Annotated in this window: 16 protein-coding genes; 12 read left to right on the forward strand and 4 right to left on the reverse strand. The window is 59.0% G+C overall.

The features are described from left to right. Positions 1 to 124 precede the first annotated feature (124 nt). Complete coding sequence (locus AC13QO_RS12800) at positions 125 to 1,342, reverse strand: aminotransferase-like domain-containing protein (protein ID WP_085778676.1); 1,218 nt, start codon at positions 1,340 to 1,342, stop codon at positions 125 to 127. Between the two features lie 351 nt (positions 1,343 to 1,693). Here AC13QO_RS12800 and AC13QO_RS12805 point away from each other — a divergent pair, with 351 nt between their 5' ends. The 9 genes from AC13QO_RS12805 to AC13QO_RS12845 all read left to right on the forward strand — a co-directional run bounded on the left by AC13QO_RS12805 (position 1,694) and on the right by AC13QO_RS12845 (position 8,033). Continuing rightward, positions 1,694 to 2,794: a branched-chain amino acid aminotransferase gene (locus AC13QO_RS12805; RefSeq protein ID WP_085778677.1), complete on the forward strand. Its 1,101-nt coding sequence runs from the start codon at positions 1,694 to 1,696 to the stop codon at positions 2,792 to 2,794. 251 nt (positions 2,795 to 3,045) lie between these two features. Further along, on the forward strand, positions 3,046 to 3,297 hold the full coding sequence (locus tag AC13QO_RS12810; protein ID WP_085778678.1) for a ribbon-helix-helix domain-containing protein: 252 nt from the start codon (positions 3,046 to 3,048) through the stop codon (positions 3,295 to 3,297). Beyond that, positions 3,281 to 3,616: a type II toxin-antitoxin system RelE/ParE family toxin gene (locus AC13QO_RS12815; RefSeq protein ID WP_085778679.1), complete on the forward strand. Its 336-nt coding sequence runs from the start codon at positions 3,281 to 3,283 to the stop codon at positions 3,614 to 3,616. Before AC13QO_RS12810 ends, AC13QO_RS12815 begins: the two co-directional genes overlap by 17 nt. Further along, positions 3,606 to 4,193, forward strand: coding sequence for a class I SAM-dependent methyltransferase (locus AC13QO_RS12820; protein ID WP_085778680.1), 588 nt, complete (start codon positions 3,606 to 3,608; stop codon positions 4,191 to 4,193). Before AC13QO_RS12815 ends, AC13QO_RS12820 begins: the two co-directional genes overlap by 11 nt. A gap of 267 nt (positions 4,194 to 4,460) precedes the next feature. Next, positions 4,461 to 4,898 (forward strand): DUF2231 domain-containing protein, encoded by a 438-nt coding sequence (locus AC13QO_RS12825; RefSeq protein WP_085778681.1) that lies wholly within the window; start codon positions 4,461 to 4,463, stop codon positions 4,896 to 4,898. Continuing rightward, positions 4,898 to 6,469, forward strand: coding sequence for a PQQ-dependent sugar dehydrogenase (locus AC13QO_RS12830; protein WP_085778682.1), 1,572 nt, complete (start codon positions 4,898 to 4,900; stop codon positions 6,467 to 6,469). Before AC13QO_RS12825 ends, AC13QO_RS12830 begins: the two co-directional genes overlap by 1 nt. Positions 6,470 to 6,540: 71 nt before the next feature. Beyond that, a complete protein-coding gene (locus tag AC13QO_RS12835) occupies positions 6,541 to 6,864 on the forward strand; it encodes a hypothetical protein (RefSeq protein WP_085778683.1) in 324 nt (107 codons plus the stop codon). A gap of 136 nt (positions 6,865 to 7,000) precedes the next feature. Beyond that, positions 7,001 to 7,264, forward strand: a complete 264-nt coding sequence (locus AC13QO_RS12840) for a DNA-directed RNA polymerase subunit alpha C-terminal domain-containing protein (RefSeq protein ID WP_141504804.1) — start codon at positions 7,001 to 7,003, stop codon at positions 7,262 to 7,264. Positions 7,265 to 7,289: 25 nt separating this feature from the next. Then, entirely contained in the window at positions 7,290 to 8,033 is a 744-nt protein-coding gene (locus AC13QO_RS12845; RefSeq protein WP_085778684.1) for a TIGR04290 family methyltransferase, read from the forward strand. 29 nt (positions 8,034 to 8,062) lie between these two features. Here AC13QO_RS12845 and AC13QO_RS12850 read toward each other — a convergent pair whose 3' ends face one another. Next, positions 8,063 to 9,811, reverse strand: a complete 1,749-nt coding sequence (locus AC13QO_RS12850; protein WP_488540818.1) for a hypothetical protein — start codon at positions 9,809 to 9,811, stop codon at positions 8,063 to 8,065. A 149-nt stretch (positions 9,812 to 9,960) separates the two neighbouring features. Between AC13QO_RS12850 and AC13QO_RS12855 the strand changes: the two genes are divergently transcribed. The 3 genes from AC13QO_RS12855 to AC13QO_RS12865 are packed head-to-tail and all read left to right on the forward strand — an operon-like array spanning position 9,961 to position 12,667. Beyond that, positions 9,961 to 11,064 (forward strand): inositol-3-phosphate synthase, encoded by a 1,104-nt coding sequence (locus tag AC13QO_RS12855; protein ID WP_085778686.1) that lies wholly within the window; start codon positions 9,961 to 9,963, stop codon positions 11,062 to 11,064. Beyond that, a complete protein-coding gene (locus AC13QO_RS12860) occupies positions 11,061 to 11,660 on the forward strand; it encodes a histidine phosphatase family protein (protein ID WP_085778687.1) in 600 nt (199 codons plus the stop codon). Before AC13QO_RS12855 ends, AC13QO_RS12860 begins: the two co-directional genes overlap by 4 nt. A gap of 32 nt (positions 11,661 to 11,692) precedes the next feature. Next, positions 11,693 to 12,667 (forward strand): beta-xylosidase, encoded by a 975-nt coding sequence (locus AC13QO_RS12865; protein WP_085778688.1) that lies wholly within the window; start codon positions 11,693 to 11,695, stop codon positions 12,665 to 12,667. On the opposite strand, the gene AC13QO_RS12870 is transcribed toward AC13QO_RS12865, so the two are convergent. Together AC13QO_RS12870 and AC13QO_RS12875 are read right to left on the reverse strand one after the other, a co-directional pair. Then, entirely contained in the window at positions 12,641 to 13,942 is a 1,302-nt protein-coding gene (locus tag AC13QO_RS12870; RefSeq protein WP_085778689.1) for a Coenzyme F420 hydrogenase/dehydrogenase, beta subunit C-terminal domain, read from the reverse strand. The two genes, AC13QO_RS12865 and AC13QO_RS12870, sit on opposite strands and share 27 nt — an antisense overlap. Positions 13,943 to 14,057: 115 nt before the next feature. After that, positions 14,058 to 15,119: a polysaccharide pyruvyl transferase family protein gene (locus AC13QO_RS12875; RefSeq protein ID WP_085778690.1), complete on the reverse strand. Its 1,062-nt coding sequence runs from the start codon at positions 15,117 to 15,119 to the stop codon at positions 14,058 to 14,060. Positions 15,120 to 15,205 lie beyond the last annotated feature (86 nt).

Raw genomic sequence — 15,205 nt, forward strand, 5'->3', positions numbered from 1 at the left:
CATCTTCTCCCCAGCGGGGGTCCGAAGGACGGGTTGAGACCCGTGGCTCAACCCCAGTCGATGGCCCGAGGGGTCGGATAGGGCCATACGGCACAACAGTTTTGTTGCACCCCACTCCCAACACTCACCCACCAATCTCAGTGATCAACTTACCTAACCGACCAATGCCATCCTCGATCATCTGCTCATTCGCGCAGGAGAAGCTGACGCGGAAGGTGTTGGCGCCGGAGCCGTCGGCGAAGAAGGCTTTGCCGGGCACGAAGGCGACCTTGGCGGTCTCGAGCGATTTCGCCAGCAGCTTGGCGCCGTCCATGCCTTCCGGCAGCGTGATCCAGATGAACATGCCGCCTTCCGGCTTCGTCCAGCTCGTGCCCTTGGGCATGTACTTCTCGAGCGCCGCCAGCATGCAGTCGCGGCGATGGCTGTAGGCCGCTTTAATCTTGGCAACCTGCTTGTCGAGACCGCGCACGGCGACATCGGATATCGCCATTTGATTGATCGTTGAGGAATGCAGGTCAGCCGCCTGCTTCATCAGCACCAGCTTGCGGATGACAGGCGCATTGGCGACGATGAAGCCGACGCGAAGGCCGGGCGCCAGCGTCTTGGAAAAGCTGCCGCAATAGATCGTGCGCGTGTCGTTGATATGGCCCTTCTCGGCGATCTCCAACGCCAGGATCGGCGGGATCGGCTCGCCGTCGTAACGCAGCGACTGGTAGGCGGCATCCTCGATGACGGCAATGTCGAGCTCTTCGGCGAGCGCCAGCACCCGCTTGCGGCCGGCGAGATCGACGGTTTCGCCGGTCGGATTGGAGAAATCTGCGGAGAGATAGGCGAATTTCACCTTGCCGCCGGCAGCCGCAGCCGCCACGCGGTAGGACTCGGGCGTCCGGTTGCCGCTCGGCGTCAGTTGGTCATAGGCCGGCTCATAGGCATTGAAGGCCTGCAGCGCGCCAAGATAGGTCGGCCAGGTCACGAGCGCGGTATCATTGGGCGAAAGAAAGAGCTTTCCGAGATAATCGAGCCCCTGCTGTGAGCCGGAGACAATGAAGACATTGTCGAGCTCGCAGGGAATGCCGAGGGCGGCCATCTGCTTGACCAGCCATTCGCGCAGCGGCTTGTAGCCTTCGCTGACCGAATATTGCAGCGCCGAATTGACGGCGGCACCTGCGAAGATATCGGCATAGGCCCGCTGGAATTCCTCGGCCGGAAACAGCGCCGGATCCGGAATGCCGCCGGCAAAGGAAATAATGTCGGGCTGGTCGAGAAGCTTCAGGAGCTCGCGGATTTCGGATGCGCGCATGCGCGATGAGCGCGACGCAAACATGGTGTCCCAGTTCAGCATGGAGGTTTCCTCGTATTTTCTGTACCGCCGACAAATCATGCGGCGGAAATTATGTCAATAATGCTGACCTATTTTCTTTGTCATAACGATAAGTTGGAGATCACATATTCCAAAGCCTGGGTATGAAATTCGCGAACGTCATTCCCGATAAGAATGAAGTTCCCGAATCGACCGATGGTGACGCCATCCTCGATCGCAGGCGCTCGATTCCGAATTTGTTGCTCGACGTCAGCCACCTCAAGCGATTATTACGCTGATCAAGCCGAAACCGGCTGCTTCAGACCTTTCCAAAACCGGCTCGGCGGCGGTAGTGTCGCCGCCACTATTCAATTTACTATCAAGGTGCCAGCAATGACCGTGATGTCGGCCTCTCCCGAAATCAAAATCGAACTCCACAAGACCCCCGTCTCGGACGCCGACCGCATCCAGGCACTTGAGACGCCCGGCTTCGGCAAGATCTTCACGGATCACATGGTCCTGGCGCGATGGACGGCCGACAAGGGCTGGCATGATACGAAGGTTACGCCCAGGCGACCCTTGGAGCTCGATCCTGCGAGCGCCGTGCTGCATTACGCTCAGGAAATCTTCGAAGGCATGAAAGCCTACAAGGCTGACGATGGCCGGATTCTGCTCTTTCGGCCTGAAGAGAACGCACGCCGCTTCGCGCAATCGGCAACCCGCATGGCGATGCCTCCCGTGCCCGAAGAACTCTTTTTGAAGGCGGTCGAAGCACTGGTCCGCGTCGACAAGGCCTGGATTCCGGCTGGCGACGCCAGCCTCTACCTTCGCCCCTTCATGTTCGCCAACGAGGCGTTTCTCGGCGTTCGTCCGGCTCAGGAATATATCTTCTGCATCATCGCCTCACCGGTCGGCGCCTACTTCAAGGGCGGCGCGAAGGCCGTCTCTCTTTGGGTCGAAACGGAATACACCCGTGCAGCCAGCGGCGGCACCGGCGCTGCAAAATGCGGCGGAAACTACGCAGCCAGCCTCGTGGCGCAAGCGGAAGCCGCGAAGAGGGGTTGCGATCAGGTCGTCTTCCTGGATGCCGCGGAGCATCGCTGGGTCGAAGAACTCGGCGGCATGAACGTCTTCTTCGTGATGAATGATGGATCGATGGTGACCCCGCCCCTTGGCGGCACGATCCTGCCGGGCATCACTCGGGCTTCCGTCATCGTGCTCGCAGAAGAAAGGGGCTTGCGCGTGGAGCAGCGTCCCTATTCCTTCGCGGAATGGCAGGAGGATGCCGCCAGCGGCAGGCTTGTCGAAGCGTTCGCTTGCGGCACTGCCGCAGTCCTGGCGGGCATCGGCCTGGTTCGACATGCCGGCGGCGAGTTTCTGGTCGGAGACGGACAGACTGGCAAGCTGACCAGCGAACTGCGACAGCAGCTCGTCAGTCTGCAGAAGGGCGTAACGAACGATGAGCACGGCTGGACGCGCCTGATCCCGGCCTGACCTTCAGACCTTTCACGCGAACGGCGGCGCCAGCACTGACATGGTGGGCGCCGCTCTCGGCCTCGCCTTCAAAGCGGCCGGGCTGACGACAGTTCTCGAACTCGCCGACGCCGATGCAATCATTAAAGAAGACTGACCCTCATGTGACCCAAGCGCTCGACGGCGGGCGGCAACGCTTCTATCACGGGGTGGGGAATCGTAACAGGCATCAGGGACAGCTGAACCGGCACGCACGGACGGCAGGAAATTCAATGGCGAAAATGACGATCTCGCTTCCGGATAATCTGGCGGATTACATCTCGCGCCGTGTCGCAAGCGGCAGATACGACAGCGCCGACGCATTCCTGGCGGAGCTGATCGCGAAGGACCAGGACCATCGTAAGCTCGAGGACGACGAACTGCGCGAGATCCTGAGGCAGGCCGAGGAGACTGGTATCAGCGACCGGCGCATTCCCGACATTTTGTTGGAAACGAAGGTGAAGCTGCGTGACATCAACCTATAGGCTGACCCGAACGGCCGACGCCGTACTGTCAGGCATCGACGAATATGCCAATCTACATTTCGGCGAGGCGCAGGCGGATGCCTATCTTCTTGACTGGGATCGGATTTTAATACTTCTGTCGCGCGTGCCCTCCATGGGCGATGAGTGCGACGCACTTGGCGCCGGCCTGCGCCGCCTCCTCCACATGCGTCATGTCGCCTTCTACCGGCAAATACCCGACGGCATCCTCGTCATCGACATCATCGGCGCCGACCGGCTTGCCGAAAGGCATCTCCAATCCAACCGACGATCCGGACCGGCCGCTCCCCATGCCCCATGACAGCACCTCCGCCTTCTACGACAATAACGCAGCGATATACGCCAATCGCGCGCGCAGCCTGCCGAAACAGAAGCTCGACACTTTTCTTGCCCGACTTGCGCCGGGGGCCGCAATCCTCGAACTTGGCTGCGGCGGCGGACAGGACAGTGCCTACATGCTCTCTCAAGGCTTCGACGTGACGCCAACCGACGGTTCACCCGAACTCGCGGCACAAGCCGAGGCGCGAATCGGCAGGGAGGTCAGGGTCATGCTGTTTGAGGATCTCAACGCCGAGGCCGCGTTCGACGGCGTCTGGGCCGAAGCGAGCCTCCTTCATGTCCCGAGAACGACCCTGGACGACGTCTTCGCCCGCATTCACCGCGCGCTCAGAACCGGCGGCATCCTCCACGCAAGCTTCAAGTCGGGAGAAGCCGAAGGGCATGATGGCTTCGGGCGCTATTACAACTATCCATCCGCCCATTGGCTTTCGGCGCTTCTGACGGCAGGCGGCTGGCGCAACCTCGCCGTCGAGGAAAGCGATGGCGGCGGATATGACGGCAGGCCGACCCGCTGGCTCATCGTGAGTGCGCAACGATAAAGGTCGGAGCTTCGCCCCGTGTTTGGCGGCAGTCTTGGCGCCCGCCGCGCGTTCAGGCGACAACATCGTACTCCTCCCGCGCATGTCACGGGAATGATGGACGGAATTTAACTGCCTCCCTACATTGTCACTCCGGCGGTACGCGCGAAAGGCAGCAGCCGCTATTGGTCGAGGAGGCGGTTCGTAAGCCAGTCCCGCTGCAACGGAACCATCCGCTGCCTCCACGGTTGAATCGTATATCTGCGCACTTGCCTCTCGGAGCATGCCATGGCTGTACTTTCACCCGACGATAGAGACGCGGCCGCCTATCCGATACAGTCGCTCTTCGTCCCGTTCCCTTTCGTCTGCTTCACGCTTGCGCTCGCGACCGATATCGCCTTCTGGCAGAGCAACAACCTCATGTGGCAAAACTTCTCCGCCTGGCTGTTGTGCGCCGGCCTCGTGTTCGGTGTGATTGCGATCCTGGCTGGTTTGATTGACCTCGCGCGGCCCCGGACCCGTCCGTTGCGGTCGGCTTTCCCGTCTGTGCTTCTCTACCTGATCATCCTCGCCCTTGCCTTCCTGAACAGCCTTGTCCATGCCGGCGACGGATGGACTGCCGTCGTGCCTTATGGACTGGCGCTCTCGGCCGTTACTTCAGCGCTTTGCCTGGTGGCAGCCGCTGTTTCCGCCCGCAAATATGCCAGATTGGCCTGGAGGGTATGATGATGAGATCCCTCATTCTCGCCACCTCGGTTCTATCGCTTTTCCTCGGATTCGGTACGTCGGCGCGGGAGGCCGAATTCGATTTGTCGCAGCAGATCGGCCCGGATCCGGTTCTGCCTGAGCCATCTTCCTCCCTGATATTTGATGTGAAGGTCGCGGAAGTGGTCGGCTGGAAGGAAGGAGAGACTCCTGCCGTTCCCGACGGCTTGAAGATCAGTGCCTATGCGAAGGGCCTTGCCAATCCACGCACGGTCCATACCCTGCCAAACGGCGACGTGCTCGTCGTCCAGTCCCGCGGCCCGACCGGCGAACCGACCTCGCGGCCGAAGGATCTCATCCGCGGCTGGATCATGTCGATCGCCCACGGTGGCAGCGGTGAACAGAAAGAGAGCAATATCATTACGCTGCTGCGTGACACCAATCGCGACGGCACCGTCGATGAACGCCATGACCTGCTGAAGAAGCTCGATTCTCCCTTCGGCCTTGCCTGGATAGACAATACGCTTTACGTCGCCACGACGAGCGCCATCCTGGCCTACCCTTACGAACTCGGACGGAACGAGGTCGCCGCGCAGCCGAAAATCCTGACGCCGCTTCCCGGCGGCCCGATTAATCATCATTGGACAAAGGATCTGGCCCTCAGCCCCGACGGCCTGACGCTCTATGTCTCGGTCGGATCGAATTCCAATATCGTTGAGAACGGGCTCGAAGCAGAAAAAGGTCGTGCAGCGGTCTGGCAGGTCGACCGGCAGACCGGCGCGGCCCGCGTTTTCGCCTCCGGTCTGCGCAACCCGAACGGCCTTGCCTTCAACCCCGAAACGGGTGCGCTCTGGGTTGTCGTCAATGAGCGTGACGAGCTCGGCCCAAACCTCGTTCCCGACTATATGACCTCTGTGGAGGACGGCGGCTTCTACGGCTGGCCTTGGAGCTACTACGGCAACCACGTCGACGCTCGCGTTCATCCGCCACGAACCGACATGGTCGAAAAGGCAATCCGACCGGACTACGCCCTGTCCAGCCATGTTGCCGCGCTCGGATTGACCTTCTCGATGAATTCCGCGCTTCCAGCCGCATACGCCAACGGCGCCTTCATCGGCGAGCACGGCAGCTGGAACCGGAATAGCTTCAATGGTTACAAAGTTGTCTTCGTACCGTTCCAGAATGGCAAGCCATCTGGCAAGGCGCAGGACGTCGTCACAGGCTTTATCCAGGGCGATCAGGCAAAAGGGCGACCGGTCGGAGTGGGGATCGATGGGACGGGAGCGTTGCTTGTTGCCGATGATGCCGGCAATACCGTTTGGCGCGTCGCTTCATCCGACGGCAAAGTTACGCCGCAGCCAATTGGCACCGACCAGCTTTCCGGGAATCCGCAAAGCTCGACGAATTCGAACACGGCGCGGACTTTCGATTCGAACCCCGGCATCGGAACGGAAACGACGAATTCCACCACCCAAACCGAGGGACATCGAGCCTCGGCCGACGAGCGCTTGACGGGCCAGAAACCACTTTCCGGACCGCCGGACAAGTTTCAGCCTGTGCAGATGCAGATTGCCCCTGCGGCCGGCCCCTAAGGACTTGGTGGAGGCCCAATTCGGAAGAAGGACTGAAATGACATCCGGATAAACGCCAACGGAGGTTTGGCATGCCGACCACATCCCGGAAGTTCAAACGACTCCTAAGCGCGCTATCGCTCACCGTGGCGATCCTCCCCCTATCGCTCCAGGCGAACGCACAGGCGCCGCCTGACAAATGCGTCGCCCCGTCACAGTCAAACCAGGATCGCGATTCAGCGGATGACCATCAAGATCTCTCCAAGAAACTGGATGACTGCAACGGCGAACTCAGGCCTCCTCCCATCGGCGACACCGAAATGGTGGAACCGGCGCCCGACACCGGTAATTCGCGCATCATCCGTCCGGGAGATATGCCGCCCAACACCAATCCGTCGCACAATTCTGATGACTAAATTCACCGTCCAGAGATCTGTTTGTCGGCCGAGAAGGACCATCTCGCACACAATTGGCGGGTTTTTCTTCTTCAGCGGGAACCGAAAACCATCAAGAGGGTTCGACCACATCTGACGAAGCCGGCTCAAGCTGAACATGCCGCAGGTATCTCAAAAGCGGACGAAGACTGGAGGGGGAGATACCGAAGATCCCTTATTGACCACCTGTCTCCCTGGATGGATCGCCCGTTCGCTCGCCAGAAGCGGAATTCACCGAATGAGCCAATTGGCAGATATGAAGAATGCCGAACTCCTCAAGCTCGCGGGGATCGGCCCCCGGTCCGTCGAGCAGATACGGTCGGCGATCAGAAAATTCAAACGTAACCGGACACACGTCTCGGCGGCGCAGTCGAAGCAATGATCGACGCTGCGGATCGGAGTACGGAATGAACGAGCAGGCTCGACTGGAAAGGGACATCGCAGCCCTGAGGCCATGGTTTCACAACCTGCGAATTAGCGGCGTACAGACCGCGCCTGATCATTTTCTTGGTGACTACCCGTCCTTCAAATGGGCCCACTTTCACCAGGTTGTGCCTGAAGATCTCCGGGGGTGCAGCGTGCTCGACATCGGCTGCAACGCCGGATTCTATGCACTTGAAATGAAAAGAAGAAATGCCGGACGGGTCGTCGGAATCGACTCCGACCCGCATTATCTCAGGCAAGCCGAGTTCGTAGCCAGACAGACAGGTGAGGATATCGAGTTCAAGCTGATGTCGGTGTACGAGGTGGAAAAACTGAAGGAGAGATTTGACCTGGTCCTTTTCATGGGTGTCCTTTATCACCTGCGGCATCCGCTGCTGGCACTCGACCTTCTGCATGAGCATGTCGTCGGCGGCCAGATGCTGTTTCAATGCATGCAGCGGGGGGGAGAGGAAGTCGCGGCACTCAGCGAAAATTACGACTTCTTCAACACGACAATATTTGAGCAGCGCGGCTTTCCCAAAGTGTATTTCTTGGAAGAACGTTACGCTGGCGACCCCACAAATTGGTTCATTCCGAACAAGGCGGCGGTCGAAGCGATGCTGAGAAGCGCCGGGTTTGTCATTCGTGCCAATCCGGAACGGGAAGTTTATCTGGTGGAACATGGAAGCCGCCACCCGATGGCGGAACCGCCTCCGTCACTTTGCTGAAAAACTTCGGATCCAGACCGCTTCCGCAGTCAGGCTCCGATCAACTGCGGCAGGCGGTCCAGGTAGCGTTTGATGGTGCTTTCAATCCGCTCCCTCTCGGCGTCATCGACGCTCGCCCTCGCCTGCGACCACAAACCTATCTGGAAACCGAGATAACATGCCTCGAAAAGCTTGAGCACATCATCGCGCAAATCGCAGTCCGCCTCCTGAGCGACGAGATCGGCAAGACGATAACGCTCCTTACTCGAGAGTTCGAATTCCACGCAGGCGCCCACGACATCCCAGGCAATGTCCTGGCACCCGATCAGATCGTGGGCCGCGTTGTGATCGAGCGCATCCGTCTTCACGATGCGCCCGCTGGTGGTCGTCAGCCATTCCCATGGGTGAAGCCGGTTGTCCGTATCGACCCGTCGCAATCGTCCGGCTAGCCGCTCGGGCGTGCTTATCACGCACCTCAATGTTTCTGCCGTATCCGATCCTGCCGCTTCCGCAATATTGAAAATCGCCATCTCACACAATTTCTGGATCGACGCGCCGCCGTTTTGCGCCGGGAGGTGACGGGCACGAAAACCGAGATAACGTCCGAGGTGATCCGCGATGTCGCGCCTGCTTGCACCACTATGGTCGAGGGGCGTTCCATCCAGCCATTCGTCGATGACAAATCCGTAACAGGTACCGGCAATCTTCGGAATAAAACCGGCTTCGCTTAGCAAGGAGCCTCTTCTGGCCTTGTCCGAGTCGCTCCCGCCAAGCCCGGCAAACTTGACAAGCCACGCCCCTCCTTCGGCTTCCATCAGGAATTTGCGTTTTTCCATCTGCATATAGCTCGGCGGCCAATGTGAAGGATCACGATACCGAACCGCGCGCCATGCGCCACCGGAGAGGTCCCGCCAGGACGAACGTGCAACGCCGACAACATCGGACGCCCATGTCTGCAGACGATGTTTTGGATCTTGGGTCTTGAGGGTCAGCTCGTCGAAGCTGACGACATGGCGTGGCCGATCCCGCCAACGGGTCCGATGCGGCTTGCTTGCATGCGGGCCTAGTTCACCCGTGTGGCTCGGGAAATAATGAAGCCGATCAGACGCCACGCCGTTGGCCTGCAACCAGTCCGCAACGCAGCCGAACGAGCTCCCCGATAGCCCCGGCCCCTCATCGACGATGGCAAAATCGGTGCGATGGTCGGCGAGAATCCGCTCGGAAAGAGCCGGTGTGACGCGTACGTACCGCTCGAAGGGGTGGCCAGTCGGGCGCAGCGAATAGGCCGGCTCGGCATCCAAGGCTGCAGAAACCAGAGCCGCGAGTCCGGTCCCGATGCTTCGGATCCCGATGACGACTGTTTTAGACGTCAAGTTTGAGATCGAAGCCGCCTCGATATAGCTCTCGGGATACAAAGCATAAAAGGCGTAGCCCTCTGCGCGCTTCATTCGCACCGGATCGGCGCTGGCGAGAGATTCGAGTTTGGTTGTCCAATCCTCTGGAAAGGACAAACTGCCGGAAAACCCGTTTCGCCAAGATTGCATGATCTCCCGTGCCTGCATGCGCAGAAATTTCGCGCCTGCATCCTGAAGCTCGGAGATATCGTCCGCGCCTTTTCCCCCGAATTCCTGATCGGCCAGTCCCTGAACCAGTTCTCCAGTCAGGATGAATGCTCGAACCAGGGTTTCGTGGCGCTGCCGGCTCGGCTGCATTTCGATGCACGCCATCATCAATCTTGAAATCGATGCGCGTACTGCTGCTGCGTTCTCGATGTGCTCGACATCGCCATAGACCAGCATCCGGTCCTCCTTCCTTGCAGCAATGCCTGCCCGAGCTGGTTGGATCATCGTCAGACGCGATCGAAAAAAACGGGAAGGTATCGGGAACCGGCGCAGTTCCCGCTTGTTAGCTTTGTAGATGCCTCAGCAAGCAGCCCTTGGAGGGAACCATGCGTTCGAAATCCATTCGTGTTGGATTGGTGGGAGTTGGCAATTGCGCCTCGTCATTGGTTCAAGGACTTACCTACTATGATAACGCCCGGGAAAACGAGCCGGTTCCAGGTCTCATGCACGTTGATCTCGGCGGATATCATGTGCACGATATTGAGATATCCGCGGCCTTCGACGTCGCCGCTTCAAAAGTAGGGCGCGATGTCGCGGAGGCGATATACGCCGAACCAAACAACACGCAGCGTTTCGCAGATGTCGCTCCGCTTGGCGTCGAGGTGAAACGCGGCAGGACGATGGATGGGATAGGGAAGTATCTCCAGGATCGGATCGAGGAATCGGCGGAGCCGCCGGCGGACGTAGCGGAAATCCTCAGGCAAACCGGGACGGACGTGCTAGTTTCCTATCTTCCCGTTGGCTCCGAAGAAGCAACCAAGTGGTATGCCGAACAGGCGCTGGCGGCAGGTTGCGCTTTTATCAATTGCATTCCGGTATTCATAGCCTCCAAACCGGAATGGCAGCAGAAGTTCGCCGCCCGGAAGCTGCCGATCATCGGCGACGATATCAAGAGCCAGGTGGGGGCAACGATCGTCCACCGAATGCTCGTCAATCTCTTCCGCGAACGGGGCGTCCGTGTGGATCGCACCTATCAGCTCAATTTCGGCGGAAACACTGATTTCCTCAATATGTTGGAGCGCGAGCGGCTGGAATCAAAGAAGATCTCCAAGACCCAGTCGGTCACCAGCCAATTGGATATTCCGCTTCCTGCCGACGATGTACATGTAGGACCAAGTGACCACGTCCCCTGGCTCACTGATCGCAAATGGGCTTATATCAGGCTCGAGGGCACCACTTTCGGCGGCGTGCCGCTCAATGCGGAGCTCAAGCTTGAGGTGTGGGACTCGCCCAATTCCGCCGGCGTTGTCATCGATGCAATACGCTGCGCGAAACTGGCCCTCGACAGAGGGCTGGGCGGAGCTCTGACAGGGCCGTCGAGCTACTTCATGAAATCGCCGCCGCAGCAGTTCACCGATTACGAGGCCCGCCGCCGGACGCAGAATTTCATCGACGATGAGGAGGATGTTCTGCTCGGAGCCGCGGAATGACGGCAACCTTCTTCCTGGTACGTCACGCAGCGCACGACAATGTCGGGAATTTCCTGGCGGGCCGTACAGCCGGTATTTCGCTTGGCGAATCCGGACGCTCGCAAGTTCAGCGTCTCGGGGAGAGGCTGCGCCGAGAGGACATCAATGAGATCTACACCAGCCCGCGCGAACGAACACGGGAGACTGCAGTAGGTATCGCATCAGCCTGTGGCCTGTCTCTGCCGCAAACGGACGATGCTTTGGACGAAGTGAATTTCGGCAACTGGTCCGGAAAAACCTTCGAAGTTCTCAATGATGATCCCCTTTGGCGCCGATGGAATACCACACGCAGCCTCGTCCGCACGCCAGGAGGCGAGACGATGCTGGACGTCCAAACTCGGATTTTCGGGCTCATAGAGACATTGGCCCGTCGCGGCAACGATAGGCGCTTAGCGCTAGTGTCTCATGCCGATGTCATCAAGGCGGCTGTCAGCCATGTTCTGGGACTGCCAATCGACGCTTGGTCCAGATTTGATATTGCACCGGCCTCCGTCACCACCGTTGTGGTCGGCGACTGGGGTGCAAAAGTGATGACGCTCAACGAAGTGACCTTATAACCCGTTCGTTAAATCCTGCCCGGGGAAGTCAAATGATCGAAGCCACGATGATCTGGAACGAGCCGAACAACAAATCGCACTGGGATCCGGAGATCGATCCTGAATGGAGCCTGTTTGCGCAAATGGCAATCCTGGCGGCCGATGCCATCGCAGCCAAGAATCCGGAACTGACGAAGGTGCTCGGCGGAATATCTCCAATCGACCCCTTCTTCATCAGCCGCATGAAGAATTACGGCGTGCTCGATCACCTCGATGCCGTCGCGCTGCATGGTTTCCCCCTCGACTGGAATCTCTGGCAAATTCATGAGTGGCCGGAGAAAATCAACGAAATACGCGCTGTCACCGATCTGCCGATCTGGGTCAGCGAAGTGGGCGTCTCGACCTTCGGTGCGGAGGAAGTGCAATTGTGGGGCCTTCAACGAACTGCCGAGTTGCTCAAGGGCAAAGTCGAGCGCTGCCAATGGTACAGCCTCTACGACCTGCCTCGATCATGGGAGGCAACAACGCGTCATCGCGAAGCCGAAGGCTCCTCCTACTATCGGCACTACTATATGGGCATTCTGCGCGAAGACGGAACGCCCAAACCGGCGCTTGAGGAGTTTGCCAAACACACGCCTGATTTAGGGCTGGTGCAATGGTTCCACTTCGAAGACCCGCGGCTGGATGAGGCTGCTGCCTGGATGAGGCGGTTAGGCGTGAAATCTGTGCGCACCGGACTTTCCTGGGCGGACCGATTCCGGCCCAACGCCCTCGATTGGTTCGACCGGCAGATGCAGGCCCTCGAAGATTTCGACGTAACGGTGACGTTCTGCTTCACGCCGGAGCATAGAGGTATCGCGCCGCACCATACCAGTGCGCCCCTGGTGCCCGAAGAATTCGCCGGCTTCTGCGAAGAAATGGTCGAACGTTACGCACCACGCAGGGATAGCGGATATGTGTCGCGCGTTGCCAAGTCAGCAGCCCGATTGCTGGGGCTTGAATCACGTGCGTCCCTCGGAGCCGGCTAAACCCAGGCTCTGGGCTATCCTGCCGATCGGTCCTCGGGAATAGGCGACCCCCTGATAGCATGCCAAGGCAGCACGAGCCCACAGAATGTAAAGTCTGGGGCTTTGCAAGAAAACGGCGATCGAAAAGACGCGATGACTCCAGAAGCTGATCCAATAGCGCATGATGTAAACCGCCATGCGCTGTCGGGACAAGCCATGTCTGCCGGGACGGACGCGTTTTCGCGGGCGCATGCCCATACGAGGCCAGGTCAGCCGGAATGCGAGGCCCTCGCGACGCTGGCGGAATCCGGCGGCCTGGGTGGCTACGACCAAGTCGGAATCGACGTAAGACAGTGCGATCCTGTTCTCAGCAATCCCCGCATGGATCACATCTAGAAGTGCTGTTGAGCGGACGATCACCACGTTCGTTCCTCTTCCATCAGAGGAGTAGGGCTCCTTCCAGGCATCCCCGAAAGCGATATCTGCGGTTTCTGCCACGACGTCGTCGCAGAAATTGCAGGCAGAATTCTGAAAAAAACCCGCACCCCAGTCCCCATCGACCAGATGCCACCAGTCCTGGGCGCACGTCTCGCCGTTTTCGAGTGTCAGCTGAGCCCGATACCAATTCGCAGGCCGATCCTGGGTTTTCTTCCTGTAGTCGAGCCGTTTAACCTTCCCGATGTCCTGCCCCATCTGCCATGCGAAGCTCTCGGCCATTCGCGCGCTTTTCATGTGGCCGCAAAACAGCCCAAGCGTGAAGGCAATTCGCTCCTTCAATACTGGGTCATCGGCACAGGCCAGTCGCACCGCCTTGATGAAACAAGGAATCCCAACCACGGCATACCGGCCCGGCGCCTCGCGAATGGACTGAAGCACTCCGGAAAGCTCGACTGGATAATATCGAGATTTAGCGCCCGCCTGAAGTTCCTGCAGATCACGTGACAGCGAATAATGAAACAGGCGCCGTTCCGATTGCGGATCATCGCTCTCCTTGACGTGAGCAACACCGTCGACAAGCCCCAGGCGCAGCAATTCCGCTGCCACCCAGGTGACCATTCCGCCGGAGCTGCCGTTCGAACGGTACTCCCCTTCCTCGACATAGCCGACAAAGGCAGCCTCGTAACGACCCAGCAGAGGGTCTCGGTTTTTCGCACCGGCAAAACATTCGGCCGCCAATTCATCCTCGTCCCGGGCCACCGGTGAAAACGGGCAAATTCGCGCAAAATCTTCATCACGGGCCTGCAACCACGTCTTCGGGCCTGCCGGCTTCATCTGCCCGTACCGGTCGAGTTCCATGTGCACATCAGGTCGCGCTGACCTTGCGACACAGGAGCCGCAGCCGATGCAGCAGCCGGAGCCTGCAATATCCTTGGGAGCGATGCCTGGCGCGAGCCGATTCTTTTGACCGGAGCTATTGCAAGGCATGGCTGAGATAGGCGTTGGATGTGTCGCGCAGCGAAGATATCCGCTCGGAAATGCCCATAGGAAGGGGATTACCGAGGATGCCATCCAGATGCGTGGAAGTCGTATCTTCGGTCAGAACATGATCTTCAGCTCGGACGAGCCGCGTTAGATCGCGAATCTTGTTGGAACGGTAATCTGAGAGGACGCATGCAAACGGCTTATCGTTGACCAGCGAGAACACGCATCCATGAAAGAAGTTCGTCACGACAGCCTTTGCTTCGGAAATAAAGCTGGCGAAGTCCTCCGGGCCGGCGTCAATCCATTGCTCATCGGCCCAATCGTTCCGATAGCCGATGCTGACGAGCGGATAGTCCCGGTCTCCTGCCCACCGGCGCACGGTATCCTGAAACCATGTGGGAAAACTGTGGCCGTAGACGGCTATATAGGCTGCCGCCTCCCCGTCATCCCGGCTCGCCTTCATCGTCTGCGGAAATTGCAGGCAGGGGTCGAGAACGAGTTCGGGCTCTATTCCCAATGTCTCGCGGATGATCCGCTCCGAATGGAGGTCCCGGACAGAAATATGAGAGAACTTTCGCAGCTTTTCCGCCCACCCCTCCAGTCGCTCCGACGATGTCAGACTTCCAAACGTCGCGGCATAGGAGACAACACGCCCGCATCGCAGGCCTTCTCCATAAAACACCGGATACCCGCCATACCAGGGATGGCGAAGGTTCCACACCTCGTCGCTGCCGACGACGATGAGCGAATAGTCGTCCATCGCGGCTGGGTTCTCCAAGGGAAACGGCGATGAAAGAGGCAAGCTGGCAAACGATTGAAAGAATTTCCGGATCTTTGCTTTGTAGAGCGGGTAGTCTTCCTTCGGCGTTGCGGCAGGAAGCAGCGGTTTCAGCGCGCATTGCCATTCCGCGCGGTTCACGCGATCAGACATGTGTTCGAGAAGAACGGCTTCTACTCCCATGGACGCGAGGCCTTCGGCCAGACAGCGTGCCTGCCAATAGGAGCCATAATTTATGCAGCGATGAAAGGTAAGAATTCCGGCCTTAGACATCTGGTCCCTGAAGCAGATCGAATAGATTCCACTAACCGACCAACTCCAGTTCCGTTCCCAACAAACCGCAGCTCGCCTCTTGGTTC

This window comes from Rhizobium sp. CNPSo 3670 (assembly GCF_057784555.1).

Coding starts and splice junctions, on each gene's coding strand:
- AC13QO_RS12800 (WP_085778676.1), bottom strand. CDS start 1,342: ATGCTGAACTGGGACACCATGTTTGCGTCGCGCTCATCGCGCATGCGC.
- AC13QO_RS12805 (WP_085778677.1), top strand. CDS start 1,694: ATGACCGTGATGTCGGCCTCTCCCGAAATCAAAATCGAACTCCACAAG.
- AC13QO_RS12810 (WP_085778678.1), top strand. CDS start 3,046: ATGGCGAAAATGACGATCTCGCTTCCGGATAATCTGGCGGATTACATC.
- AC13QO_RS12820 (WP_085778680.1), top strand. CDS start 3,606: ATGCCCCATGACAGCACCTCCGCCTTCTACGACAATAACGCAGCGATA.
- AC13QO_RS12825 (WP_085778681.1), top strand. CDS start 4,461: ATGGCTGTACTTTCACCCGACGATAGAGACGCGGCCGCCTATCCGATA.
- AC13QO_RS12830 (WP_085778682.1), top strand. CDS start 4,898: ATGATGAGATCCCTCATTCTCGCCACCTCGGTTCTATCGCTTTTCCTC.
- AC13QO_RS12835 (WP_085778683.1), top strand. CDS start 6,541: ATGCCGACCACATCCCGGAAGTTCAAACGACTCCTAAGCGCGCTATCG.
- AC13QO_RS12840 (WP_141504804.1), top strand. CDS start 7,001: ATGCCGCAGGTATCTCAAAAGCGGACGAAGACTGGAGGGGGAGATACC.
- AC13QO_RS12845 (WP_085778684.1), top strand. CDS start 7,290: ATGAACGAGCAGGCTCGACTGGAAAGGGACATCGCAGCCCTGAGGCCA.
- AC13QO_RS12850 (WP_488540818.1), bottom strand. CDS start 9,811: ATGCTGGTCTATGGCGATGTCGAGCACATCGAGAACGCAGCAGCAGTA.
- AC13QO_RS12855 (WP_085778686.1), top strand. CDS start 9,961: ATGCGTTCGAAATCCATTCGTGTTGGATTGGTGGGAGTTGGCAATTGC.
- AC13QO_RS12860 (WP_085778687.1), top strand. CDS start 11,061: ATGACGGCAACCTTCTTCCTGGTACGTCACGCAGCGCACGACAATGTC.
- AC13QO_RS12865 (WP_085778688.1), top strand. CDS start 11,693: ATGATCGAAGCCACGATGATCTGGAACGAGCCGAACAACAAATCGCAC.
- AC13QO_RS12870 (WP_085778689.1), bottom strand. CDS start 13,942: ATGGAACTCGACCGGTACGGGCAGATGAAGCCGGCAGGCCCGAAGACG.
- AC13QO_RS12875 (WP_085778690.1), bottom strand. CDS start 15,119: ATGTCTAAGGCCGGAATTCTTACCTTTCATCGCTGCATAAATTATGGC.